The organism is Gracilimonas amylolytica (assembly GCF_002911695.1).
GTDB classification, from domain to species: Bacteria; Bacteroidota; Rhodothermia; order Balneolales; family Balneolaceae; genus Gracilimonas; species Gracilimonas amylolytica.
This window is the reverse complement of sequence record NZ_PQBS01000037.1, coordinates 362,530-383,821: the sequence shown is the minus strand read 5'-3', so window position 1 is coordinate 383,821 and position 21,292 is coordinate 362,530. Positions and strand designations below refer to the sequence as shown.

Here is a 21,292-nt window from a genome sequence, read left to right as displayed (position 1 = left end):
GTTATTATTGAAGTTTTTCTATGATGCGATCGGTAATATTCAGTTGCTCACTGTTTGCATAAAATACGATCATGTCACCGGTTGCAGTACCCTCGTTAAGGATCAGATCTAAATTCATTTCCTGTGCAACTTCTTGCATAGCCACATTCATCTTTTCGATGATCGGTTGCATAAGTTCGGCTCTACGCTGCCCTACCTCGTTCATCATGCTTTCCCGTTCTTCAGTAAACTGGTCGTTCAATTCGATCAGTTCGCCCTCACGATCAGCTCTTTCTTGATCAGACATAGCATTCATGTTTTCCTCATATTCAGTGAAGATCTGTTGTAGCTGTTCTGCTCTTTGTTCAAGCTGTTGATCCTTTTCTTCGAGCAACGTCTGAATTTGCTGATCTACCTGCTCCACTTCCGGTAAAGCACTCAGAATTCGGCCTGGATTTGCATATCCAATTTTTACCTGAGCCATCAATTCCTGCATACCAAACAGCATGGAGAAAGCGAAAAGCATCAGCGTTGTTTTTTTAATCTTGTTCATTTGAATAGTTAATTAGTACTTATTTTTTATTTGTTAAACTTGTTATTCAGAATCGGTTCCTATGCCGAGTTCTTCCAGTATCTCATCATTTAAGTTGTATGCGTTATTGGCATACACCATATAAATATCACCGGATCTGTCGAATACATAATCATAATTTTGGCGTTGAGCCACTGCTCTTACCGCTGCAAATACCTGCCTTTGAATAGGCTCCAGTAATTCCTTTTGCCGAGTAAAGTATTCACCGTTTGGTCCAAATTTTTGTGCAACGTACTGTTCCTTCGCCGAGATCTTATTTTCTATTTCCTGCTTTCTTTGATTACGTATCTCATCGGTATATAGTATTTCCTTCGACTCAAATTCTTCCTGAAGTTCACTTATCTCTGCTTCCATACGTTGTATTTCAGCTTCCCACTGATTGCTGATCGCATTCAGCTGCTGCTGTAAACTGTTATATTCAGGAATACTTTCCAGTATCAGATCCGATTCAAAATAACCCATACGCTGATCCTGCCCTGCTACATGAGTAGACATGAGCACAATAAAAGCGAGTGTGAATGTGAATCGGAAAGCTTTCATTAGAATGGTGAACCAATATTAAATAGGAATTCCCAGTTGCCTGGCATCACGTTTGCCGAAGTTCCCGGCACATTAACACCATCGAGTCTGTAACCATAACTGAGGTCAACCAATCCCAATACCGGAAGGTATAAACGAGCTCCAAAACCAACAGAACGTTTTACATTGAAAGGGTCGAAATCTTCAAAGTCGAGGTATGAATTACCGGCATCAATAAATGTGTAAGGAATAACCTGGATCTGCTCGTTGGCAATAGCCGGATATCTCATTTCAAGTGAATACTTACTGAACATGGTACCACCCACTTTGGCTCCATCCACTACGGGAGCAATACTTTCGCGGGTACCACCGGGATAACCTCTGAGGTCAATGTTATCATACAAGAAACTTTGACGCTGCTGCAGTTGGGTACCACCCACAAGGAATTTTTTCAGTTCACTGCGTTTGTCTTCGGTGAAATAGCCGATATAACCATAGTTAACCTGACTGGTCATCACCAATTTACCTACCACAGGCACGTGATACTGATAATTTGTTCTGAATTTATAGTATTCTGCGAATCCCGGCAGTGGCGGTGCAAATTCACCGGAAAGTGTGAATTTTGAACCGGAGCTTGGTGAGATCGGATTGTTCAGCGAATTTCTTTCGAGCACCTGCTCAAACGTCAGCAAGCTGGATGTCCCTTCCGCAAAGAAAGACTCGTTACCCACCACATCGTACAACTGATACCCAATTACAGTACGGGTCGCAAAGAAATCATCCGGCCATTTAAGTCTTCTACCGATAGAAACAGAACTTGAAAACAACTCATTTCTTTCGTTAGTGCCACGGTAATTCAACAAATTATACGAGACATTGAAGCCCAGTGAAGTAGGCTTTCCTCGGAACCAGGGCTCCTGAAATCCAAAGCTATAACTTTGATAGCCGGTTCCCGTTACCTGAACACCGAGTGATAACTGCTGCCCGTCACCGGATGGAATAGGCTTCCAACCATCTTTCTCAAAAGCTCGCTGAATCGAAAAGTTATTGAAATTCACGCGGGCAGAAAGGATCACCCCAATACCGGATCCTCCATAACCACCTGAGAACTCAAAATTGGACGTACTTTGAGTATCATCCAGCTGATACACGATATCAACGGTCTTATTTTCACGATCCGGGATCGGTTGCGGTTGAATATTCTGCGGATCAAAATAACCCAGCTGTCCCAATTCACGGATGGTACGAATAATGGCTTGACGACTATATTTATTACCGGGTACGGTTCGAAGTGTTCTTCTTACAACATCGTCATGCGTACGCGTATTTCCGGTAAAATTCACTTCCCGAATCGTAGCGATCTCATCTTCATAGATGTTAAAATGTATATCCAGCGAGTCATCAGCCACTTTCTTGATCTCAGGCATGACCTGAAAGAACAGATAACCGATATTTTGATACAGAGAAGTAATATCCGAGTTTTGCTGATTGATGTTCACATTTTCATCAAACTTCACTTCGTTGAATACATCTCCCTTCTGAAAGCCCAGTGACTCTGTAAGCTGTTCATCGGTGTATACGGTGTTGCCTTCCCACGTGATGTTGCGAACTTTATACTGAGGACCTTCGCTGATATTTACATCTACCTTCAGGCCTCTTTTACCATCCTTATATTCGTACACATAAACAGAATCAGACAGGATGCGGGCATCACTGAATCCATTTTCACGGTAGAAGCTTAGCACTTTCTCCTTTCCTTCTACAAATTCTTCTTCCTTAAATACCTTTTTGCCAAAGATCTTCCACCATGCATCTTCCTTCAGTGGTTTGATCTTCTTCCGAAGCTTACGATCCGAAAATTCATCGTTGCCGTTAAAGTTGATATCCTTCACTTCCAGCCTCTGACCGGGATCAATGTTAAAGATCAACCGTACGCGATCATCCACATCTTCCACTTCTTCCGTCCGGGTTTCCACTTCGGTGTACCAATACCCCTTTTCACGGTAAAATCGGCGAATGGTATTCTTAGCCTGCCCAATGGCTGATTCGGTGATCACGGTACCCGGTGTCAATACGATCAGATCTTCAAGATCCCTTCTCTGAGACCGCTTGATGTCTTCGAGCCGATATTCAAAGATCCTCGGTTGTTCCTGCACTTCGATCTGAAACCGAATACCACTTGAGGTACGCTCAGTTACAAAAATTTTGATGTCCGAAAACAGTCCTGAACGGTATAACCGGGAAATGGCACTGTTAAGAGCATCTCCGGGATAAATGATCGTACTGCCTTCATTCAGAGAGGCTGCGTTGATAATGAATTGCTCGCGGGTATTTTCATTACCCTCAACGGTTACCCCAAGGATCTCATATTCACGGGGAGTTAACTCCGTGGGATCGGTTAACTCAATATCCTGAGCTTGTACCTGAACCTGAGCAAATATAGAAGTAAGACCAACTAGAAATAAGGTTGCAAAAAGTGTTCTTTTCAAAAGTATCAACACGCCTTTTGTTTAAATGCTTATGATTTTTTGTTAACTAAACGGGATGAACCTGCTTTTTCGTCTTCAGAATTCGAGATCTTTCCAAATCTTCTGTCTCTGCCCTGATATGAACGAATGGCCTCGTATAATTCATCTCTGCGAAAATCCGGCCAATAGGTTTCTGTGATGTATAATTCAGAATAAGCCAGCTGCCAAAGCAGAAAATTACTGATGCGATATTCCCCACTGGTTCTGATGATCAGGTCCGGATCAGGCACATCAGCCGTGGATAAATGGTCCCCAATCATCTGATCGTTGATGAGTTCCGGATCCAAACGTCCTTCTTTGACATGAGTCGCGATCTTTTTTACGGCTTCGGTGATATCCCAGCGACCGGAATAGCTCAAGGCGAGGCAAAGTTCAAGCCTATTGTTATCTTTAGTGAGTTCAATAGCTTCTTTCAGCTCGGTTTGGCAACTTTCAGGGAAACGGTCAAGTTGACCAATGGTAGAAAGCCTGATATCATTTTTATTGAGGTTCTCAGCTTCTTTTCTCAAAGAGGATACCAAAAGCTTCATTAATCCCCTTACTTCAGTTGAGGGTCTTCCCCAGTTTTCAGTTGAGAATGCATAAAGAGTCAGGTATTTGACTCCAAGCTGTGCACACGATTCAGTGATATCACGAACAGAATCGACTCCAACTTTATGACCGTGCAGGCGAATACTACCCTTATTTTTCGCCCACCTACCATTACCGTCCATGATAATGGCGATATGCAGAGGAATTTCCCCGGAATTCTTAAGAATTTCCTGGTTCTGTTTATCCTCTTCAGTCTGTATTTGTTTTGTTATTGTAAGCTCTTTCAAATGATTTTCAGGCTGGTTTTGAAGCTTTGAAAATTAGAGCTTTGATCGTCCTTTATCAAGGTCTATTAATTTAATCAGTGCGTTAGTTTTTGCTCAACGGATATCATTTCCAGCAGAGCCAAAGCGGCCTCACCGCCTTTGTTGCCCTTCTCGCCGGCCCGTTCAAGGGCTTGTTTCACGTCATCCGTAGTAAGAACTCCAAAGGCTATGGGTTTATTATGTTTTAATATGAGATCAGTGATACCACGGTTTACCGCGTCACAGACATATTCAAAGTGCGGAGTTCCACCGCGAATAACCACACCGAGTGCGATCACACCATCAACCTCCCTGTTCTGAATAAGTTTCTGAACCGCAAGAGGGATCTCATAGGAGCCGGGGCACCTCACCACTGTAATATCATCATCCTGAATGCCATTCGACTTTAGAGCTTTAAGTGCTCCATCAAGCATTTTGTCAGTGATCATTGAATTCCATCGGGATACTACAATTCCGATCTTGGATGTTCCGGGTGTGGTTGAACCTTCTATCATTTCCATGTTACTAATCTTTTAATTCTATAATATTTTTGCGCTGACTGGTCATCCTTTTAACCTTTTCCACGTACTTGTAGGCAATGGTGACAACACCCAAATTCGTATATCCTGCATTCAAGCCTTCGTGGGTATCACTGCCTCCTGTCATCAGCAATCCCTGATCCTCACACATTTCAGTGTACTTTTTTTGCAGGGTATAATTATGACTGGGGTGAATACACTCAATGCCATCCATACCGGCTTCTACAAATTTCTTAACCTCTTCAGAAGAATACAACCTCCCAGGGTGGGCCAATACGCAGGCTCCTCCTACATTTTTAACGATCTCAATGACTTCTCTGTAATCGGGATAGGTATTTTCTATGGTACCAAGCTTCTGATTGCTTAAGTACCTGATGAAAGCTTCTTTCGGGCTGCTTACATAGCCTTTTTGAGTAAGAACCCGAGCCAGATGAGGTCTGCCGATGTTTGCTCCGTTAGCCTCGGCCCACACTTCATCATAATCCACATCCACACCGGCCTTTTGAACCGTTGCGATGATGCCTTTGATCCGTTTACTTCTGGCCTTGCGCTGTTCACTCAAGAATTTTTCCAAATAATCGGTATCCGGATCAAAGTAATAGGCTAAGATATGGGCTTCTTTATCATTTATGGTTGAAGTGATCTCACAACCCGAAATAAGTTCAACCTCTAACTCCTCAGCTTTTTCCCTGGCCTGATGGTACCCTTTGTAGGTATCGTGGTCTGTAATGGAGACAGCCTTAAGCTTCTTTTCTTTTGCCAGCTCAATAACTTCAGTTGGCGCCAGCTTTCCATCAGAACAGGTGGTGTGAATGTGCAGATCAGCTTTAGGAAGCATCTTCTATTCCCCGGATAAAATGTTGGTGTACCGGGTATCGTTGTGGATGATATTCAATGCCTCACCAACTTCCGGATCCGAATTTATTCCGGCTCTTATCTTACCCATCTGCCCCTCATATCGGGAAGTTATCTCAAGAAAAAGTTGTTGTTTGATATCAGAGGATTCTCTGTCGAACATTAGCTCTTTTTCCCGGTTTATAGTTTCCTGTAGGTCTTCAAGGTGAGATTCCGTTCCCTTGTAATTCTTGATCTGTTCAGAGAGTTGTGCCAATAACCTTTCAGAATCTGTTGAGAATTTAAAATCACGTTCTTTCAGGAAATCTTTGAATTCATTATACACAGATTCGGGCAGTTCCTGATATTCAAAGCTTTCATTCATGGCTTCAAATTCAGTAGCAAAGTCGAAGTAGGATCCGGTCTGCATCAAGGCCACTTCAAGAATACTTGGCTTTTCACCGGCTGTTTCAAGATCCGGTTCAATTCCCCTTCCTTCAAATACAACCCGGCCGTTACGAGTACGGAACTCACGCTTCGAGCTATCAGCATTCATGACGACCGCATTTCTACCCTGATGGGTATATTGAACCGCCTGTATACTTCGGCCACTCGGAATGTAGTACCTCGAAATGGTGATCTTCAGTGATGTGTTGTAAGGCAAAGGTTTTACAACCTGAACCAGTCCTTTTCCAAAACTTTGTTCACCTAAAATGACGGCTCGGTCAAGGTCCTGTAAGGCGCCGGCTACCACTTCAGAGGCACTTGCACTACCTCCGTTCATCAAAATAACCACCGGTTTTTCAAACATGACGGGTTCCTCAGTAGCAAAGGTCTGATTATACTCAGAAACCCTGCCTCTGATATCGACCACTGTAAGCCCGGGCTCCACAAACTTATCAATTATAGCCACAGCTTCCTGAAGTATTCCACCCGGATTATCCCTCAGATCCAGCACCAGGCCACTTAATTCTTTTTGCCCGGATAATTCTTCGATGGATCTGCGAACCTCTTCAGCGGAATTCGTACCAAACTGACTTAAGCGAATGTACCCGGTATCTTCAGCCTCTCCGATCAAACCTGCATACGAAATATTGGTCACCTCAATGCGCTCTCTTGTAACCGTAAAATCGAGCACCTGATCCAATCCAAATCGTTTAATACTAAGCATTACATCAGAGCCAACCTCTCCACTGGTCAATGTATTCACCTCCTCGGGCTGTAAGCCTTCCGTGGAAACACCATCTACTGCAACGATCACATCGCCTGCACGTATACCAACTTCGTCAGCAGGACCTCCATCTACCGGTGCCACAACAACAACCTCACCATCACGGTAACCGGCTTCGATACCAATTCCGGCATAATTACCTCGCGACATGATCTCAGATTGTTCGTTCTGAGATTCATTGAACATCACTGTATATGGATCCAGTGTTTCCAGCATGGCATCGATACCGTTACGCATCAGCACTTCAGGATCAACCTCATCCACATACTCCAGAGCTACATTTTCATAAGCTTTACTGAAAATGCTGAAGTTCTTTTTTATCAGAAAATAGATATCGGTCTGTTGCGCAAGTAGCCCCGCTGAGGCAATAGCGATAACTATCCCGGTAACTAAAAGACGTGATTTGGTTTTGATTAGAGCCATAAATTATTAATTGGCTGAGATCCGTAAAGTCTGACCTACATAGATCCGGTTTCCGGAGATATTATTAAGTCTTCTAAGCTCGCTAAGTCCCACTCCAAAACTTTCGGCTATTTCACTTAAGGTATCATTTTGTTTAACCGTGTAAGTGGTATAGCTTCCATCCGTTCCGGTAGCAGCTGAAGCAATAAAGATATTCTCACCTCTGCGTTGCTTTCTCTCTATCTCCTGCTTTTCAGCATAGCTCATATCATCTATTTTTGAATAATGAGCCAGTCGGCTGTCAGGTACGTGAACCGTCAGGCTTTGCCCAACACGGATGGTATTCCCGATGCCATTCCAGCTTCTGATATTCCAGGCACGCACATCAAACCATTCAGCAATATGACCTACCGTATCACCAGTTTTTACTTTGTAGGTAACCGGAGTAGTATTTGCCGGAGCTGAAGCGGTTCTTGAAGAACTTCTGCTTGTGTTTACACTTCGCTGCTGGTTGGTTGGCTGATTGGCAGATATCTGTGAGGCACTGCCACGAGGTAAGGGGACCACGATCTTTTGTCCCGGATAAATGGTACTCGAGAGATTGTCATTTGATCCATAAAGTCCGGCCACTGTGGTTCCATATTTCCGGGCTATGATACCCAATGATTCACCACGACGCACGGTATGCATTGTAATATTCTGACTGCGATTTTCTTTAGGTATCTCATTGTAAGCAGCTAAAAACTCCTGCTTATTTACATTACTTGGTACTTTTAAGGGGTACTTATTTCCCGGAGGGGTGGCCCAGCGCAATAATTCAGGGTTATAATCTTTCAGTTCTTCTACCGTGATCCCGGCTGCGTTCGCCAGGTCAGTCAATTCCATCAACCCATCAACTTCGATCACTTCATATGAATATGGTTCTCCGGGATAGGACTTCTGGAAACCAAATTCTTCCGGGTTCATGCCGATCATTGTAGTGGCTATAAAGCCCGGTACATACCCACGGGTTTCTCTCGGCAGGTATGGATAAGCGGCCCAATAATCTTCCACCCCACCTGCCCTGCGAATGGCACGCTTCAAACCTCGCGGACTGATATTATAGTTAGCCATGGCCAGGTGCCAGTCACCCCAAATGTTATAAAGGTCTTTCAGGTGACGTGCTGCTGCACGGGTAGCTTTTTCAGGATCACGACGTTCATCGACCCACCAGTTTACTTCAAGACCATATACAGAACCTGTGGCTCGAATGAACTGCCACATGCCTACAGCCGCTGCCCAGCTTCTTGCATTCGGGTTCAAACCACTTTCAATAAAGGCCAGGTAGGTTAATTCCTCAGGAGTTCCCTCTTCCCGGAAGATCTTACGCATCATAGGCTGATACTTGACCGCACGGGTCAACCAGGTTTCCATTACTTCAGGTCTGCGCAACGTGTAATACACTAAATGGCGATTGACCTTATCGTTTTGGATAAGTGGCACATCGGTCTTGTTGAAATTAATGTCATCCGGAAAATCATAGTTATCTACCATCCAGCTGTCATCTTCAGAAAATAATTCCTGCTGAACCGTAAAGATCTCACCTTGTGCCTCATTTCCGGTTTCATTGATCCCATAAAACTCGCGGTATTCTGAAATCACTGATCTATACAACTCATTGAATCTTCTGTCCCCACTGATCTCAGGGTATTCATCCAGTAAACTCTGAGTTGAGGTTAAAGCATTGTTGATCTGATTTTCAGCTTCAAGCGGATCATTGTTAACCTGAGCCTCCAGTGCCCTCACGTGGATCTTATATATATTAGCGATCCTGCTCATCACATCTTTCTGAAAACCATCCAGTTCCTGCATGGCAGGCTGTTTTTGAAGTCCTTCCTCAGCACCAATTCCCTGCATCGGGTTTTGATAATCAAGCAGCCTTAAAGGCATATCATCAATTTCTATGGTGATGGTTGAGTCCTGCTGTGCCATAAGTCCTGTTGAAAGAACTGCACACACGAGTAGCGTGAATAGGGATTTTGGTAACAAATTTTGCATGTAGATGAGTATGGTTTTAAAAATTGCGCTTTAAAGTACTAAATAATGAACTGAATTGGGAACTGAACTCAGGAATCCAAACGATCTTAGCTTTTAATAATTACTCACTGATTGGAATCTTATTGCTTTGGGTAAGCATCTTTTCCTGACCTGTCCACTGCTGGGCCAAAGGCCACCTTCGTCCCGTACCAAATGCCTTTGCTGACATTTTCAATCCGGGGGGAGCCTGAAACCGTTTGTGTTCGTTCAAATCAACCAACCTGATCACTTTATCCACCAGATCGCCGTCAAATCCGATGTCAATGATCTGCTCTCTTGAACATTGTTGTTCAATATAGTATTTGAGAATGGCATCCAATGTTCCGTACTCCGGCAAAGAATCCGAGTCTTTTTGATCCGGCCGCAATTCGGCACTTGGAGGCTTATTAATAATACTCTCAGGAATGACTTCTTTCTTATAGTATTCCTGATTCAGCCATTTACACACTTCAAATACCTCTGTCTTGTAAAGATCTGAGATCACGGACAATCCACCTGCCATGTCGCCATACAATGTGCAGTACCCGACTGCCATCTCAGATTTATTACCGGTATTCAGCAACATATACCCAAATTTGTTGGCCAGAGCCATCAGTATCACCCCTCTTGAACGGCTCTGAAGATTTTCTTCGGCTACACCAAATTCTTTACCTTCAAACTCCGGTTTTAGAGCTTCGTTAAAAGACTCATATATATCTTTGATGGGAATCTCGAGCAATTTTATACCAAGATTTTCAGCCAGTTGTTCTGAATCACTGACACTGCCTTCTGTTGAAAACTCAGATGGCATCGTTACAGCGATCACGTTATCTGAACCCAATGCTTCTTTGGCAATTACGGCTGTAAGGGCTGAATCTATCCCACCACTCAGGCCTAAAATTACTTTCTTTGCAGCTTTAGTTTTAGTCAGATAGTCCTTAACCCCTAAGGTCAAACCTTCAAATATCGCTTCTTCAATAAATGGGTTTTTGAGGGTTTCAGAATCGTCCGTTACAGGAACGATCGAGCCATTTTTTACTTCCAGTTCGATATCCAGAATATCCTCCACAAAGCGTTTTGAACGGGCGACCAACATGCCTGTGCTATCAAACGCCATTGAATCACCATCAAATACAAGCTCCGTTTGTGCTCCAACCTGATTGACATACAGCAAAGGTAACTCAAGTCCAACGGCGTGCTTCTGAAGCATATTCTTGCGAGTCACCGGTTTATTCTTATTGAATGGAGAAGCCGAAATATTTATGATCACTTCTGCCCCTTTTTCTGCCAGGATCTCCGCCGGGTTCACCGAGTATGTATGATACTGAATGTCATTATCGTTGAACCATATGTCCTCGCAAACGGTGATCCCCATTTTCACACCGTTGACCTCCACCGGTTCGAACTCGTTGCCCGGCTCAAAATATCGCAGATCGTCAAATACATCGTAAGTGGGCAGTAACGCTTTGTGTACCCGCTCAATTTCTTCCCCTTTATGTGCAATGATAGCTGAATTATACATTCCTCTACCAACCTTAGACTGATTTTCCGTGATCGAGCCAAAAATTACGGTCAGGTCACCTGTAGTCTCTACGATCTCATCATTTATCTGATAAATCAGATCTCTGAATACCTGTCGTTCAAGCAAGTCCATGGGGGGATAACCACAAGTCACCAATTCAGGTAACAACAAGAGTTCAATTCCATCCTCCTCAGCATTTCTAATGGACTGAAGGATTCGATCGCGGTTACCACTCAGGTCACCAATTACCGGATTTATTTGCTCAAGTCTGATTCGCACAATATTCTCTTAGTTTTGTTAGGTAAGTAAGATAAGGAGATGAGAGGTAAATTGAGGCGATTCGATCACGATTTTTGATTCAAGACCTTAACCAGAATTTCCTGTATAGAACCGTGTGCTCTCATTATCGAAAGTTGTGATCACTTGACGTAAACCGTTTTGGCATTCACAAACTCCCGAATTCCATAGAGGCTCAATTCACGCCCATAGCCTGATTGTTTGATCCCTCCAAATGGTAATCTCGGGTCAGATTTCACAAACTTATTGACAAAACAACAACCGGCTTCCAGCTGTGTCGCAGCGATCTGTTCTGCCCGCTTTTCATCTTTTGAAAATACGGCAGCTCCAAGACCGAAATTTGTATCATTGGCTGTTTTTATTGCCTCAGATTCATCCTTCACTTTGATGATGGCTGCTACTGGACCGAATAATTCCTCTTCATACGCCGGCATACCGGGCCCCACATTCTCAAGAATAGTTACGGGATAGTAGGCCCCTTTTCCATCCGGTTTCTCTCCACCAAGTGTGATCCGGGCTCCTTTTTCTACACTTTTTTGTACCTGATCGTGGAGTTCGTCTCGAAGGTCCTCTCTGGCCTGTGGCCCAATATCGGTTCCATCCTCGAACGGATCGCCTACTTTTTTAGACTTCATAATACGTGTGAATTCTTCAACAAACTCATCATACACATGTTCTGAAACGATAAAGCGTTTTGCGGCGATGCAGCTTTGACCACTATTAATGAGCCGGGAAGTAGCACAGGTTTCTGCTGCTTGTTTGACATCAGCATCTTCCAGAATGATGTACGGGTCGCTGCCTCCAAGTTCCAGAACGGTTTTCTTGAGAACTTCTCCGGCCTGAGCGGCCACTGCTTTTCCGGCCCGTGTACTTCCTGTGAGCGTAACGGCAGCAATTCCCTCATGCTGTATCACTTCCTTCATTCCTGTTTTATCACGAACTATGGTCCGGAACAGTTCTTTGGGAATACCCGCTTCATGAATGATCTTCTCGATCTCAAATGCACAACCGGTAGTGTTTTCTGAATGCTTCAGGATGGCTCCGTTTCCGGCCATAAGTGCAGGAGCTGCAAATCGGAACAGCTGCCAAAAGGGAAAATTCCATGGCATGATCGCCAGAATTACTCCAAGCGGATTGAAAGTGACATAGCTTTTGGAAGCATCCGTTTCTATCATATCGTCATCCAGAAATGAGGTGGCTTGGTCAGCATAATATTCACATACCCAGGCACATTTTTCGGCTTCACCAACTCCCTGCGATAAGGGTTTACCCATCTCCTTTGCCATCATTTCGGCCAGCTCATGCTTCCGCTCTTTCAGGATCTCTGCCATTTTCCGGAGGTATTCAGCTCTTTTTTCAAAACTCTTGTTTTTCCATTCTTGTTGAGCTGAATTAGCTTTTTGGATGATGGAATCAATTTCTTCCATCTCCATTTCCTGATACTCTTTGAGCGTTTTTCCGGTGGCAGGATCGATGGTCTTCATGATCAATTTATTGTCTTTGATTTCTTTTGTATTCAAACAGTTAGTGGAGTGTAGGAATTCCGAAAATACTTTACCACAAATTCAATCATACAGAAGAAGCAGAGTTAACTGATATGGGCAGATGGTTTTTTTACCTATTAATTCAATTCTGTAACGACCCACCATTACGGTGTTATCCAAGTTCCACTACAAATTATTTTCTATAGCTTTCAAAATGGTATCAAGCACTTCGTTGAGCAATTCATCCTCTATAATGAGCGGTGGTGCAAGGCGAACGAGCGTATTTGAATGAAGGGTCCAGCCAAGTAATATACCTTTGTCAAAGCACTCCTCAACCACGTTCTTGGTGAGCTCCCAGTTTTCCAGCTGTAAACCCAGCATGGCACCCTTACCACGGACCTCCACAATTCCTTTCCCTTTTAGATTTTTCTTAACGGTCTTCTCGATATCCAATGCCCGCTGCAGGTAATCTCCATCAAGCAGTTCCTTTAAATTGGCAAATGCCGCAGCCGCAGAAACAGGATGACCACCAAATGTTGTGACATGATTAAGTGGAGGATCGTACTTAAAGCTCTGGAATATTTCCTTAGAAGAAACAAACCCACCGATAGGCATACCTCCCCCCATTGCCTTAGCCATGCACAGTATATCCGGCACAACCTCATACTCCTGAAAGGCAAACAGACTTCCGGTTCGCCCAAAACCACTTTGGATCTCATCAAATATCAACAAAGCGCCGGCTTCATCACATCGTTTCCTGATCTCCTTCAGCCACTTTTTTTGAGCCGGAATGATACCTCCCTCCCCCTGAATCGGCTCCATGATAACAGCGGTAGTTTGTTCATCGATCAGGTTCAAATTCTCCCCTGAATTAAAATCCAGAAAATGCACATCCGGCAGTAACGGAAGGTATGGGTCGCGGTACACATTCCGCCCTGTTACACTTAAGGAGCCATGCGTATCGCCGTGATAGCTGTTTTTAAAACCAATCAACTTGGTCCGGCCGGTGTATTTTTTGGCCAGCTTTAGTGCCCCTTCCGTCGCTTCAGTTCCGGAGTTAACCAGGTATATCTGCTCAAGCTTGTCCGGCAGATATGACATTAACAGTTCTGCAAAATCTACCTGTGGCTTTTGCACAAACTCTCCATACACCATGACGTGCAAATGTTTATCCACTTGTTCGTGAATAGCATCCACTACCCTTGGATGCCTGTGCCCCAGGCTGCTCACAGCAATTCCGGATATAAAATCAGTGAAGCGTTTGCCATCGGTTGTGTAAATGAACGGTCCTTCGGCGTGACTGACTTCCAGTCCAATGGGGGCATCACTGGTTTGGGCTATATGGCGAAGAAATTTTTTCAGCATGTAATTTCAGATCGAATGTTTTTCATGAGACATCTGTGACAAGGTAATAGTACAATAAATTATTGAACGGCTTCTCCCCACTCATCCAATAGTTTAAGGAATTCTTGCTGAATGGACTTCCCTCTATCCTTGGCATACCAAAGGTGAAGGTTTTCCACCGCTGTTTTATTTGGAGTGTCAGGATCATTCTTTCCCTTCCAATACAACTCATTAGCCTCAAATGGTCTTGGTCCCCAGGTTCCTAACACCTTTCCCGAAGACTTTTCAATTGCGATCAATTTTGGAACAGAACGGGCTCCATTGGTCAGGAACCGGTCCATTACGTCCAGGTTTTGATCCCTTAATATCACCCTCAGGTCGATCTTATCCGTTTCTTCCGCCATTTTATTGATGAAAGGCAGAGTTTGAGCCCCATCCCCACACCAGCCTTCGTTGATCACCAACCAAACCATATCACGGTTGATCTCTTTCAGTTTCTGCTTCAGCTCTTTGGTAAGCTTTCCACGTCTATCCCAACGGTTCGATCGCTGCATGTACATTTTAGTGTAATCCAGCATGTTGGGTCGATTATCCTCATTGGTGGTACGATCCTCATCATATAGTTTTTGTATGAGTTCGTTGAACTCCTCATAGGTGTATGCGGATTCCAGTAATTCATCAGAAATTAATGTATTTGTAACATCTTGCATTTTCAGACCTCTTTTAATCAGACAGTAAGTTAAAAAAACCTCTTTTGAATAGTTATTGATTGTATAAATAAGCCCGATCTGATAAGCGGATCATCCATTCAATGATCATTCAAACTGTTTGACTAGTTACTAACAAAACCAAAGCGTTATGAAAAGGTTAAAATCGTGTTTAGTGATGAGTAAAGATGTAATTACCCAGCATGAAATAGCACAAATGCTATCTGATCTGAATATTGAGATCATATATTACGCTGATTCCCTGGAAGAGACTTTAGATATAATAACCGAACATCAACCAACACACGCTTTCCTGGACCTGGAATTTGAGACCACCTTTTCAAATACCTTCATCACTAAGGTAAAAAAGGTTTCAAAAACTAAGATCACCCTCATTAACATCAGAGGAACAAAAAACTCTTCTGAGCTTAAGCTAAATATCAAAGGCAAGGTTAACATTCTCGAGAAACCGGTGACTATCACTTTGTTGAATGATATTGTTCATCCCGAACTTAGCTTTGGTGCTCTGCTTGCAGAGGCTGAGTCACAACTCAGAGAAGAAGGCTACTGGCAATCCATGTCAGCATAAAGAGGACAAAGGAGAGTGAGGCCATAAATTTGACCCGCATTACAAGAGGGTATTCATGCTCTTTCCCTTTCAGAGACCATAGCTGATATAGTATCGCCATGTAAGCTATTAGCCCAACAACTCCGAAGATATATCCGCCGGTTCCCCTTGTGATAACCAATGAATAAGTTAAAATGGCGGTACCTATCGGGAATAAAATGGCAAACAGCCACTTTACGCCCCGCAATCCAAATCTGGAAGCAAAGGTATGGTCGCCACGTTTTATGTCCTCTTCCGTCTGATATATCTGAGAGACCGGATATAAACTAAGTACCAGGCAGGCCACTCCCAAGGCCGTGACATCTTCGAACCAGGTGATCGGATAACCACCGGCTGCCAGAAAACCCATAAAAAATGAATTGGTCCCGGTACTGATCCCGATCGCAACGAGACTTAAAACCGGCTTACCTTTCCAGCGGGTGAGTGGCGATGAATACAACCAGAAGAACAGCATGCTGATGGCATAGATGATCACATAATTCCAGCCAACGTAAAAAGCCCATATCAGCCCTACATACTGCATTACCATAGATGCAGGCCACATCCACCTCCTCATTTTTGGATGAGATTTCAACCCACCAATAGGCCCTTCATCCTTGTCCCACCAGGAATTATAGGCCGTGGCTCCACCAAACAATAATACATGCACATTAAGAAACTGCAGCCAGTACTGTGTCCAGTTCACATTATCTACCATCAACCCGGCAAGGATATATCCTCCCGAAAGGATCAGAAACTGATAATGCAACCTAAGATGAATGATAAAATCCCGAAGTTGTTTCATCGCTGTGCTGCCTTTATGATCAAATACGTTGAGTTTCCACTGAATCTAAACTTTCAATTTTAAAACACGAATTTTTATTTCAACGGTAATCATTCCGTATCTTTGAGGCATGCTTACTGATATCCCTGACATCCAAACCTCAAAAACCATTCCCGAGTCAAAGTGGCTAACTGAAAAGGAAGCTCATGAAGATCGTGTGGATGAGCTATTGAACGACTATCTGGCAGCCCGATCCCGGCAGGAAAAGAACCCGGTCATGGATTTTCTGTTTGAATATTACGCCTTTCGCCCTTCCAATCTCAGAAAGTGGTCACCGGGAATTGGGGTGAACCTACCCTTTTCTGATTTTGACAAGCTTCCGGAGATCTCAGAGATCACAACAAATGATGGGATTGCTTTTGTAGATCCCCATTTATTCCCTGAAAAACGTATCTCATCATTGAAATGGATGTTAACTATGTTGAAGAATACCCAGCAAAGCCGACCTTCCTTTGGCTGCTTTGGCATGCACGAATGGGCCATGGTGTATAAAACCGACCGTCCACGCCACGATCAATTGCCCATGCGTATGGAGCCGGATGAACTGGCTGAGTTTGTGGAATCACGTCCCCTGCTTTGCACGCACTTTGATGCCTTTAGGTTCTTCACCAATCCGGCAAAACCCATGAATAAGTTTGAATTATCCCGGGAGACATTTCACGAGACCGAGCAGCCGGGGTGTATTCATTCAAATATGGATCTATACAAGTGGGCGTTTAAGATGCATCCTTGGATACCAAGCTCACTCATACTTGAAGCCTTTGAACTGGCGATCGAGGCCCGGTACATCGATATGCAGGCAAGTCCTTACGACATGCGTGAACAGGGTATGGAGCCTATCAAAATTGAAACGGACTCCGGTCGCAGGGAATACAAACAAAAGCAAGAAATGATCTTTGAAAAAAGCCTGCCTATCCGAGCCAGGATCATCGAACACATGCAGAATTTACTGACAAGGGTAGAAGAATGATTTCTCTGCATTTCTGAAAGACCTTCGCCCAAATTTGGCTTTCAATTTCGGACCTTAACTTCCTCAGGCCTCTCCGATCTCAGCCAGGGCTTGCTTTACGACTTTCACATCCTCATCCGTGATCTCAAAGTGGAACGTAGCCCTGATCGTATTAGGACCAAATGGGATCATCTGAATTCCTTTTTGATGAAGTTTCTCGATCACCTTTTCAGCCGGTTCCTTCACTGTATCAAACAGCAGGATATTGGTTTGTAAGGTATTCATATCAACCGCCAGGAATTTACTGTCAAATATGACCTGTCCCACTTCTTTAGCCCGTCGGTGATCATCTTTCAGTTTTGCCCAGTTATTCTCAAGAGCGTAATCGGCAGCAGCTGCAAGAAGCCCCACCTGTCGCATACCTCCGCCCCACATCTTACGATACCGTCTTGCTTTGGCAATTCGCTCTTTGGAAGACAGCAACATGGAGCCTACCGGGGCACCCAATCCTTTAGAAAAACAAACAGAAATGGTATCAGCGATCTCACCAAAAAATTTCGGCTCAATTTCTGTTTCTGTGATCGCATTCCAGATCCGGGCACCATCCAGATGAACGAGTAAGTTTTCTGCATCCGCAAAAGTTTTGATCTCCCGCAGTTCTTCTTTTGTATAACATACCCCACCGCCTTTATTCGTGGTATTTTCTAAACTGATCACCCGCGTTCTCGGCTCCCAGTCGAAATGACCTCTTTTTGTATGCTCAAGCAGAGTGGTATTCAGTTTGCCGTTCTTCCCGGGAAGAGTACGCACCTGAACACCCGATAATACGGAAGCTGCCCCGGTCTCATAATTAAAAATATGCCCTTTCTCATCAATGAGGATCTCATCCCCCGGTTCGGTAAGGACCTTTACTCCCAGCTGGTTGCTCATCGTGCCACTGGGAACGTATAATCCGGCTTCCATACCAAACAACCCGGCTACCTTATCCTGAAATTTATTTACGGTTTCATCTTCACCGAACACATCATCTCCCACTTTTGCATGCATCATTGCATCAAGCATTTCCTGGGTTGGTCGGGTTATAGTATCACTGCGCAGATCGATCATATTCTTATTTTGCTTTTTCAATTTGTTGAAATATAATCAATACCTGTTGCTTTAATAAAAATTGCTCGCTGCTGAAACGATAAAATTCGAAAAACTCTTTCAGTTCGACCATCACAGATAAACCTCAGTCCAGCTAAAATTTGAATATAGAAGCAAAATACGATCTCATCATAGCAGGCGGTGGTTTATCTGGTTTGAGTCTGGCCTGGTATCTCTCTAAAGGAGGCTATGAAGGTGAGGTACTTGTTGTGGACTCAACTTTCGCGCCGGCAAACGACAAAACATGGTGCTTCTGGACTCAGAACGAACCACCTTTCAAGGAGATCATTTACAAAAAATGGAATAAAAGCTGGGTATCTGTTCTCGATTACAGCACCTTCAGGTACATGCACTCCTACTCCTATTACTGTATCCGAAGCGGTGATTTCCGTGAGCACGTACTAAGGGAACTCAAACATCACAAAAACTTTACTTTACTTGAGGAAGATATCCTGGATCTTTCATCCAATAAAAGTAAGGCGTCACTGATCACGAAGAACGGTGATACCTACCTGGCAAATTACATTTTTCAAAGTATTCTGAAGCCCCGTGATCTCAACGAAAATGATATCAAATATCCGTTAAAGCAGCATTTTTTAGGATGGGAGATCAAAACCAATGAGGATATCTTTGATCCGGAAACATTTACCATCATGGATTTCGATGAAGAATTTAGTCCGGGGGTTGGGTTCATGTACGTGCTGCCTTTCACCCAGCAAAAAGCACTCATCGAATTCACGGTTTTTTCTGAAGAATTACTTGAGAAAAAGGCTTACAAGAAAAAGATCAAACACTATCTCTATCATAATTTCGGAATTGATGAGGATCATTATGAGGTTACCCGGAAGGAGTTTGGCGTAATACCTATGGAAGACCGACCTCACCTGCCGTATTATGAACAGAACATAATAAATCTGGGCAGTGTAGGCGGACAAACCAAGCCAAGTACAGGCTATACCTTTGCACGAATTCAGCAATACACCAAACAAGTAGCACAGGAATTGATCGATGGAAAGCCACCGTCACCACCCGATCCATCAAAATTCAAATACCGGTATTATGACCTATTGTTGCTCCATATTCTGTTTAATTCTACAGATGAGAGTTTGAGGGTATTCAGGTCACTCTTCCGAAATAATCACTTTGATGAGATCCTGGCCTTTCTGGCTGAAAACACCAACTTTAAGCAAGATCTGAAGATCATGTCTTCAGTTCCTTATACCCCATTCTTCAAAGCCATTTGGCATAATCTCTGACTCTGACTTGTTATTCATGGTTTAAGCCGGATACGGCGGATCGATCTCATACTCCCCTTTATCCATTAAATGATAAACCGCCCTCCAATGGTGATAAGCCAGTTTATCCAGCCAGCGAATGGTATCAAGATTACTAAGCGTTTGAATGGATGATCCACTCGATAATGCAGCATGTTCAAGGATCTCCACTCTTCGTTTCTTTCTCAGTTCAGCCAGCTTCGCCGAGACCTCTCTCAAGGCCTCCGTAATATCTTCCTCACTTTTTTCTGAGATCCAATTTTGGGTTTTCTCAAAAGACACTTGCAACATCACTGACATCTGTGTTGCCACCGGATCATTCTTTATATGCTTTACAAACTGTGTATCACGGCAAGCATCCATTAGCCTCACATTATGATCCAGTGCGTGCAAGGTTGCAACATATCGGTTATAGTCTGCCGATTGACCGGACCCTATCTTTATCTCATTCAAAAACTGACTGATCTCTACTTTTGCAAGTTCTGCCTGATTCAGAAATTCCCGATCAATGGATAAATTACTTTCTCCCAAAGCTTTGGAAAGGTAATCCAATAATCCACTTAACATAGCCCTCAAACTTCGGTTAACCGATTCTATAGCTACTGACGGGATATGCTGAACCGATCTGTCGAGACGCTGAGTCATTGAATGTTCATCCTCAGGGAACCACTTCATCACCAGATCAGCAAAATATTGTCGAAATGGCATAATGAATACAATGCCAATTAAATTAAATGAAGTATGAAACGCAGCTACCGCAATAGCCATTTGTGCAGCATTTCCCGGAATATTCAGATACTCAGTGATCCAAAGAAACACAGGCATGACAGCAACAGCAATAACTGCGATCACCAATCCAAAAACCACGTAAATAACTCCGGTGCGAACCGCAGCTACAGACGCCCCGATGATAGCTATGATCGCGGTGACAGACGTTCCGAAATTTTGCCCTATCACCAATGCGGCGGCCTGAGGCAGGTCGATAGCTCCGGCAAATAAAGCTGTTAAGGTTGTAGCCACTGCCGCACTGGATGATTGCATGATCACCGTCATCACAATACCGGTCACGATCAGTAATAAAATCCCTGAAAATTGTGTCCCTGACAGTACCGTGAAATCTATGTAATCGGCAAGGCCTTCCATCCCAACTTGCAGGGTGTCAATACCCATAAATATCAGGCCAAATCCGGCGAGAGCCAATCCTGCATGCGCTAATTTTCCCGATGAAAGCAGTTTCATCAGGGCACCCACTCCGATCACAGGCAAGGCGATGACTGAGATACTGTACCTTAGCCCCAGGGTTGCCACGATCCAGCCGGTACTGGTGGTCCCAAGTTTTGCCCCAAGCAGTACACCAATGGTCTGTGGAAATGTAATTAAGCCTGCACTGACAAATCCTATGGTTGCCAAAGTGGTAGCGCTGGATGATTGTACCAGAAAAGTGATAAAAGTACCTGAACATAAGGCTGTGAAAGGGCCTTTTACAAACCGGCTAAGCATCAGGCGAAGCGTATCACCGGCAAGGTTCTTCAAACCATCAGTCAACAGAGACATCCCCAGTAAAAATAATCCGATTCCGCCAACCAGTGTGAGTATCATCCGA

18 protein-coding genes are annotated in these 21,292 nt (G+C 43.8%); 3 read left to right on the top strand and 15 right to left on the bottom strand.

The window, feature by feature from the left end; all coding sequences use genetic code 11:
- Positions 1-4: 4 nt before the first annotated feature.
- The 12 genes from C3B73_RS11200 to C3B73_RS11145 form a co-directional block, all read right to left on the bottom strand.
- Entirely contained in the window at positions 5-532 is a 528-nt protein-coding gene (locus C3B73_RS11200; protein WP_103665683.1) for an OmpH family outer membrane protein, read from the bottom strand.
- Between the two features lie 42 nt (positions 533-574).
- Positions 575-1,066: an OmpH family outer membrane protein gene (locus C3B73_RS11195; RefSeq protein ID WP_232803165.1), complete on the bottom strand. Its 492-nt coding sequence runs from the start codon at positions 1,064-1,066 to the stop codon at positions 575-577.
- A 44-nt stretch (positions 1,067-1,110) separates the two neighbouring features.
- A complete protein-coding gene (bamA, locus tag C3B73_RS11190) occupies positions 1,111-3,579 on the bottom strand; it encodes an outer membrane protein assembly factor BamA (protein WP_232803163.1) in 2,469 nt (822 codons plus the stop codon).
- Between the two features lie 29 nt (positions 3,580-3,608).
- Complete coding sequence (locus C3B73_RS11185; protein ID WP_103665680.1) at positions 3,609-4,436, bottom strand: isoprenyl transferase; 828 nt, start codon at positions 4,434-4,436, stop codon at positions 3,609-3,611.
- A 74-nt stretch (positions 4,437-4,510) separates the two neighbouring features.
- Positions 4,511-4,975 carry a 6,7-dimethyl-8-ribityllumazine synthase gene (gene ribH / locus C3B73_RS11180; protein ID WP_103665679.1) on the bottom strand — a complete coding sequence of 155 codons (465 nt, stop codon included), beginning with the start codon at positions 4,973-4,975 and terminating at the stop codon, positions 4,511-4,513.
- Positions 4,976-4,979: 4 nt separating this feature from the next.
- Positions 4,980-5,831: a PHP domain-containing protein gene (locus tag C3B73_RS11175; protein ID WP_103665678.1), complete on the bottom strand. Its 852-nt coding sequence runs from the start codon at positions 5,829-5,831 to the stop codon at positions 4,980-4,982.
- A gap of 3 nt (positions 5,832-5,834) precedes the next feature.
- Positions 5,835-7,481, bottom strand: a complete 1,647-nt coding sequence (locus C3B73_RS11170) for a S41 family peptidase (protein WP_103665677.1) — start codon at positions 7,479-7,481, stop codon at positions 5,835-5,837.
- 6 nt (positions 7,482-7,487) lie between these two features.
- Positions 7,488-9,497 (bottom strand): LysM peptidoglycan-binding domain-containing protein, encoded by a 2,010-nt coding sequence (locus C3B73_RS11165; protein ID WP_103665676.1) that lies wholly within the window; start codon positions 9,495-9,497, stop codon positions 7,488-7,490.
- A 100-nt stretch (positions 9,498-9,597) separates the two neighbouring features.
- Entirely contained in the window at positions 9,598-11,316 is a 1,719-nt protein-coding gene (locus tag C3B73_RS11160) for an NAD+ synthase (RefSeq protein WP_103665675.1), read from the bottom strand.
- A gap of 140 nt (positions 11,317-11,456) precedes the next feature.
- Positions 11,457-12,818, bottom strand: coding sequence for an NAD-dependent succinate-semialdehyde dehydrogenase (locus C3B73_RS11155; RefSeq protein WP_103665674.1), 1,362 nt, complete (start codon positions 12,816-12,818; stop codon positions 11,457-11,459).
- 186 nt (positions 12,819-13,004) lie between these two features.
- Positions 13,005-14,183 (bottom strand): aspartate aminotransferase family protein, encoded by a 1,179-nt coding sequence (locus C3B73_RS11150; RefSeq protein ID WP_103665673.1) that lies wholly within the window; start codon positions 14,181-14,183, stop codon positions 13,005-13,007.
- A 59-nt stretch (positions 14,184-14,242) separates the two neighbouring features.
- Positions 14,243-14,872: a thioredoxin family protein gene (locus C3B73_RS11145; RefSeq protein WP_103665672.1), complete on the bottom strand. Its 630-nt coding sequence runs from the start codon at positions 14,870-14,872 to the stop codon at positions 14,243-14,245.
- A gap of 148 nt (positions 14,873-15,020) precedes the next feature.
- On the opposite strand from C3B73_RS11145, the gene C3B73_RS11140 reads away from it, so the two are divergent.
- Positions 15,021-15,458, top strand: coding sequence for a hypothetical protein (locus tag C3B73_RS11140; protein ID WP_232803160.1), 438 nt, complete (start codon positions 15,021-15,023; stop codon positions 15,456-15,458).
- On the opposite strand, the gene C3B73_RS11135 is transcribed toward C3B73_RS11140, so the two are convergent.
- Positions 15,421-16,281: a UbiA family prenyltransferase gene (locus tag C3B73_RS11135; protein WP_103665670.1), complete on the bottom strand. Its 861-nt coding sequence runs from the start codon at positions 16,279-16,281 to the stop codon at positions 15,421-15,423. The two genes, C3B73_RS11140 and C3B73_RS11135, sit on opposite strands and share 38 nt — an antisense overlap.
- Before the next feature lie 109 nt (positions 16,282-16,390).
- Here C3B73_RS11135 and C3B73_RS11130 point away from each other — a divergent pair, with 109 nt between their 5' ends.
- The gene (locus tag C3B73_RS11130; RefSeq protein WP_103665669.1) at positions 16,391-17,290 is read left to right on the top strand and encodes a 3-methyladenine DNA glycosylase; all 900 of its coding nucleotides are present in this window, start codon (positions 16,391-16,393) and stop codon (positions 17,288-17,290) included.
- 63 nt (positions 17,291-17,353) lie between these two features.
- Here the strand turns inward: C3B73_RS11130 and C3B73_RS11125 are convergent, their stop codons facing one another.
- A complete protein-coding gene (locus C3B73_RS11125) occupies positions 17,354-18,397 on the bottom strand; it encodes a threonine aldolase family protein (RefSeq protein WP_232803158.1) in 1,044 nt (347 codons plus the stop codon).
- A 119-nt stretch (positions 18,398-18,516) separates the two neighbouring features.
- Here C3B73_RS11125 and C3B73_RS11120 point away from each other — a divergent pair, with 119 nt between their 5' ends.
- Positions 18,517-19,671, top strand: coding sequence for a lycopene cyclase family protein (locus C3B73_RS11120; RefSeq protein WP_103665667.1), 1,155 nt, complete (start codon positions 18,517-18,519; stop codon positions 19,669-19,671).
- A 21-nt stretch (positions 19,672-19,692) separates the two neighbouring features.
- Here C3B73_RS11120 and C3B73_RS11115 read toward each other — a convergent pair whose 3' ends face one another.
- A complete protein-coding gene (locus C3B73_RS11115; protein WP_103665666.1) occupies positions 19,693-21,288 on the bottom strand; it encodes a Na/Pi cotransporter family protein in 1,596 nt (531 codons plus the stop codon).
- Positions 21,289-21,292: the final 4 nt, after the last annotated feature.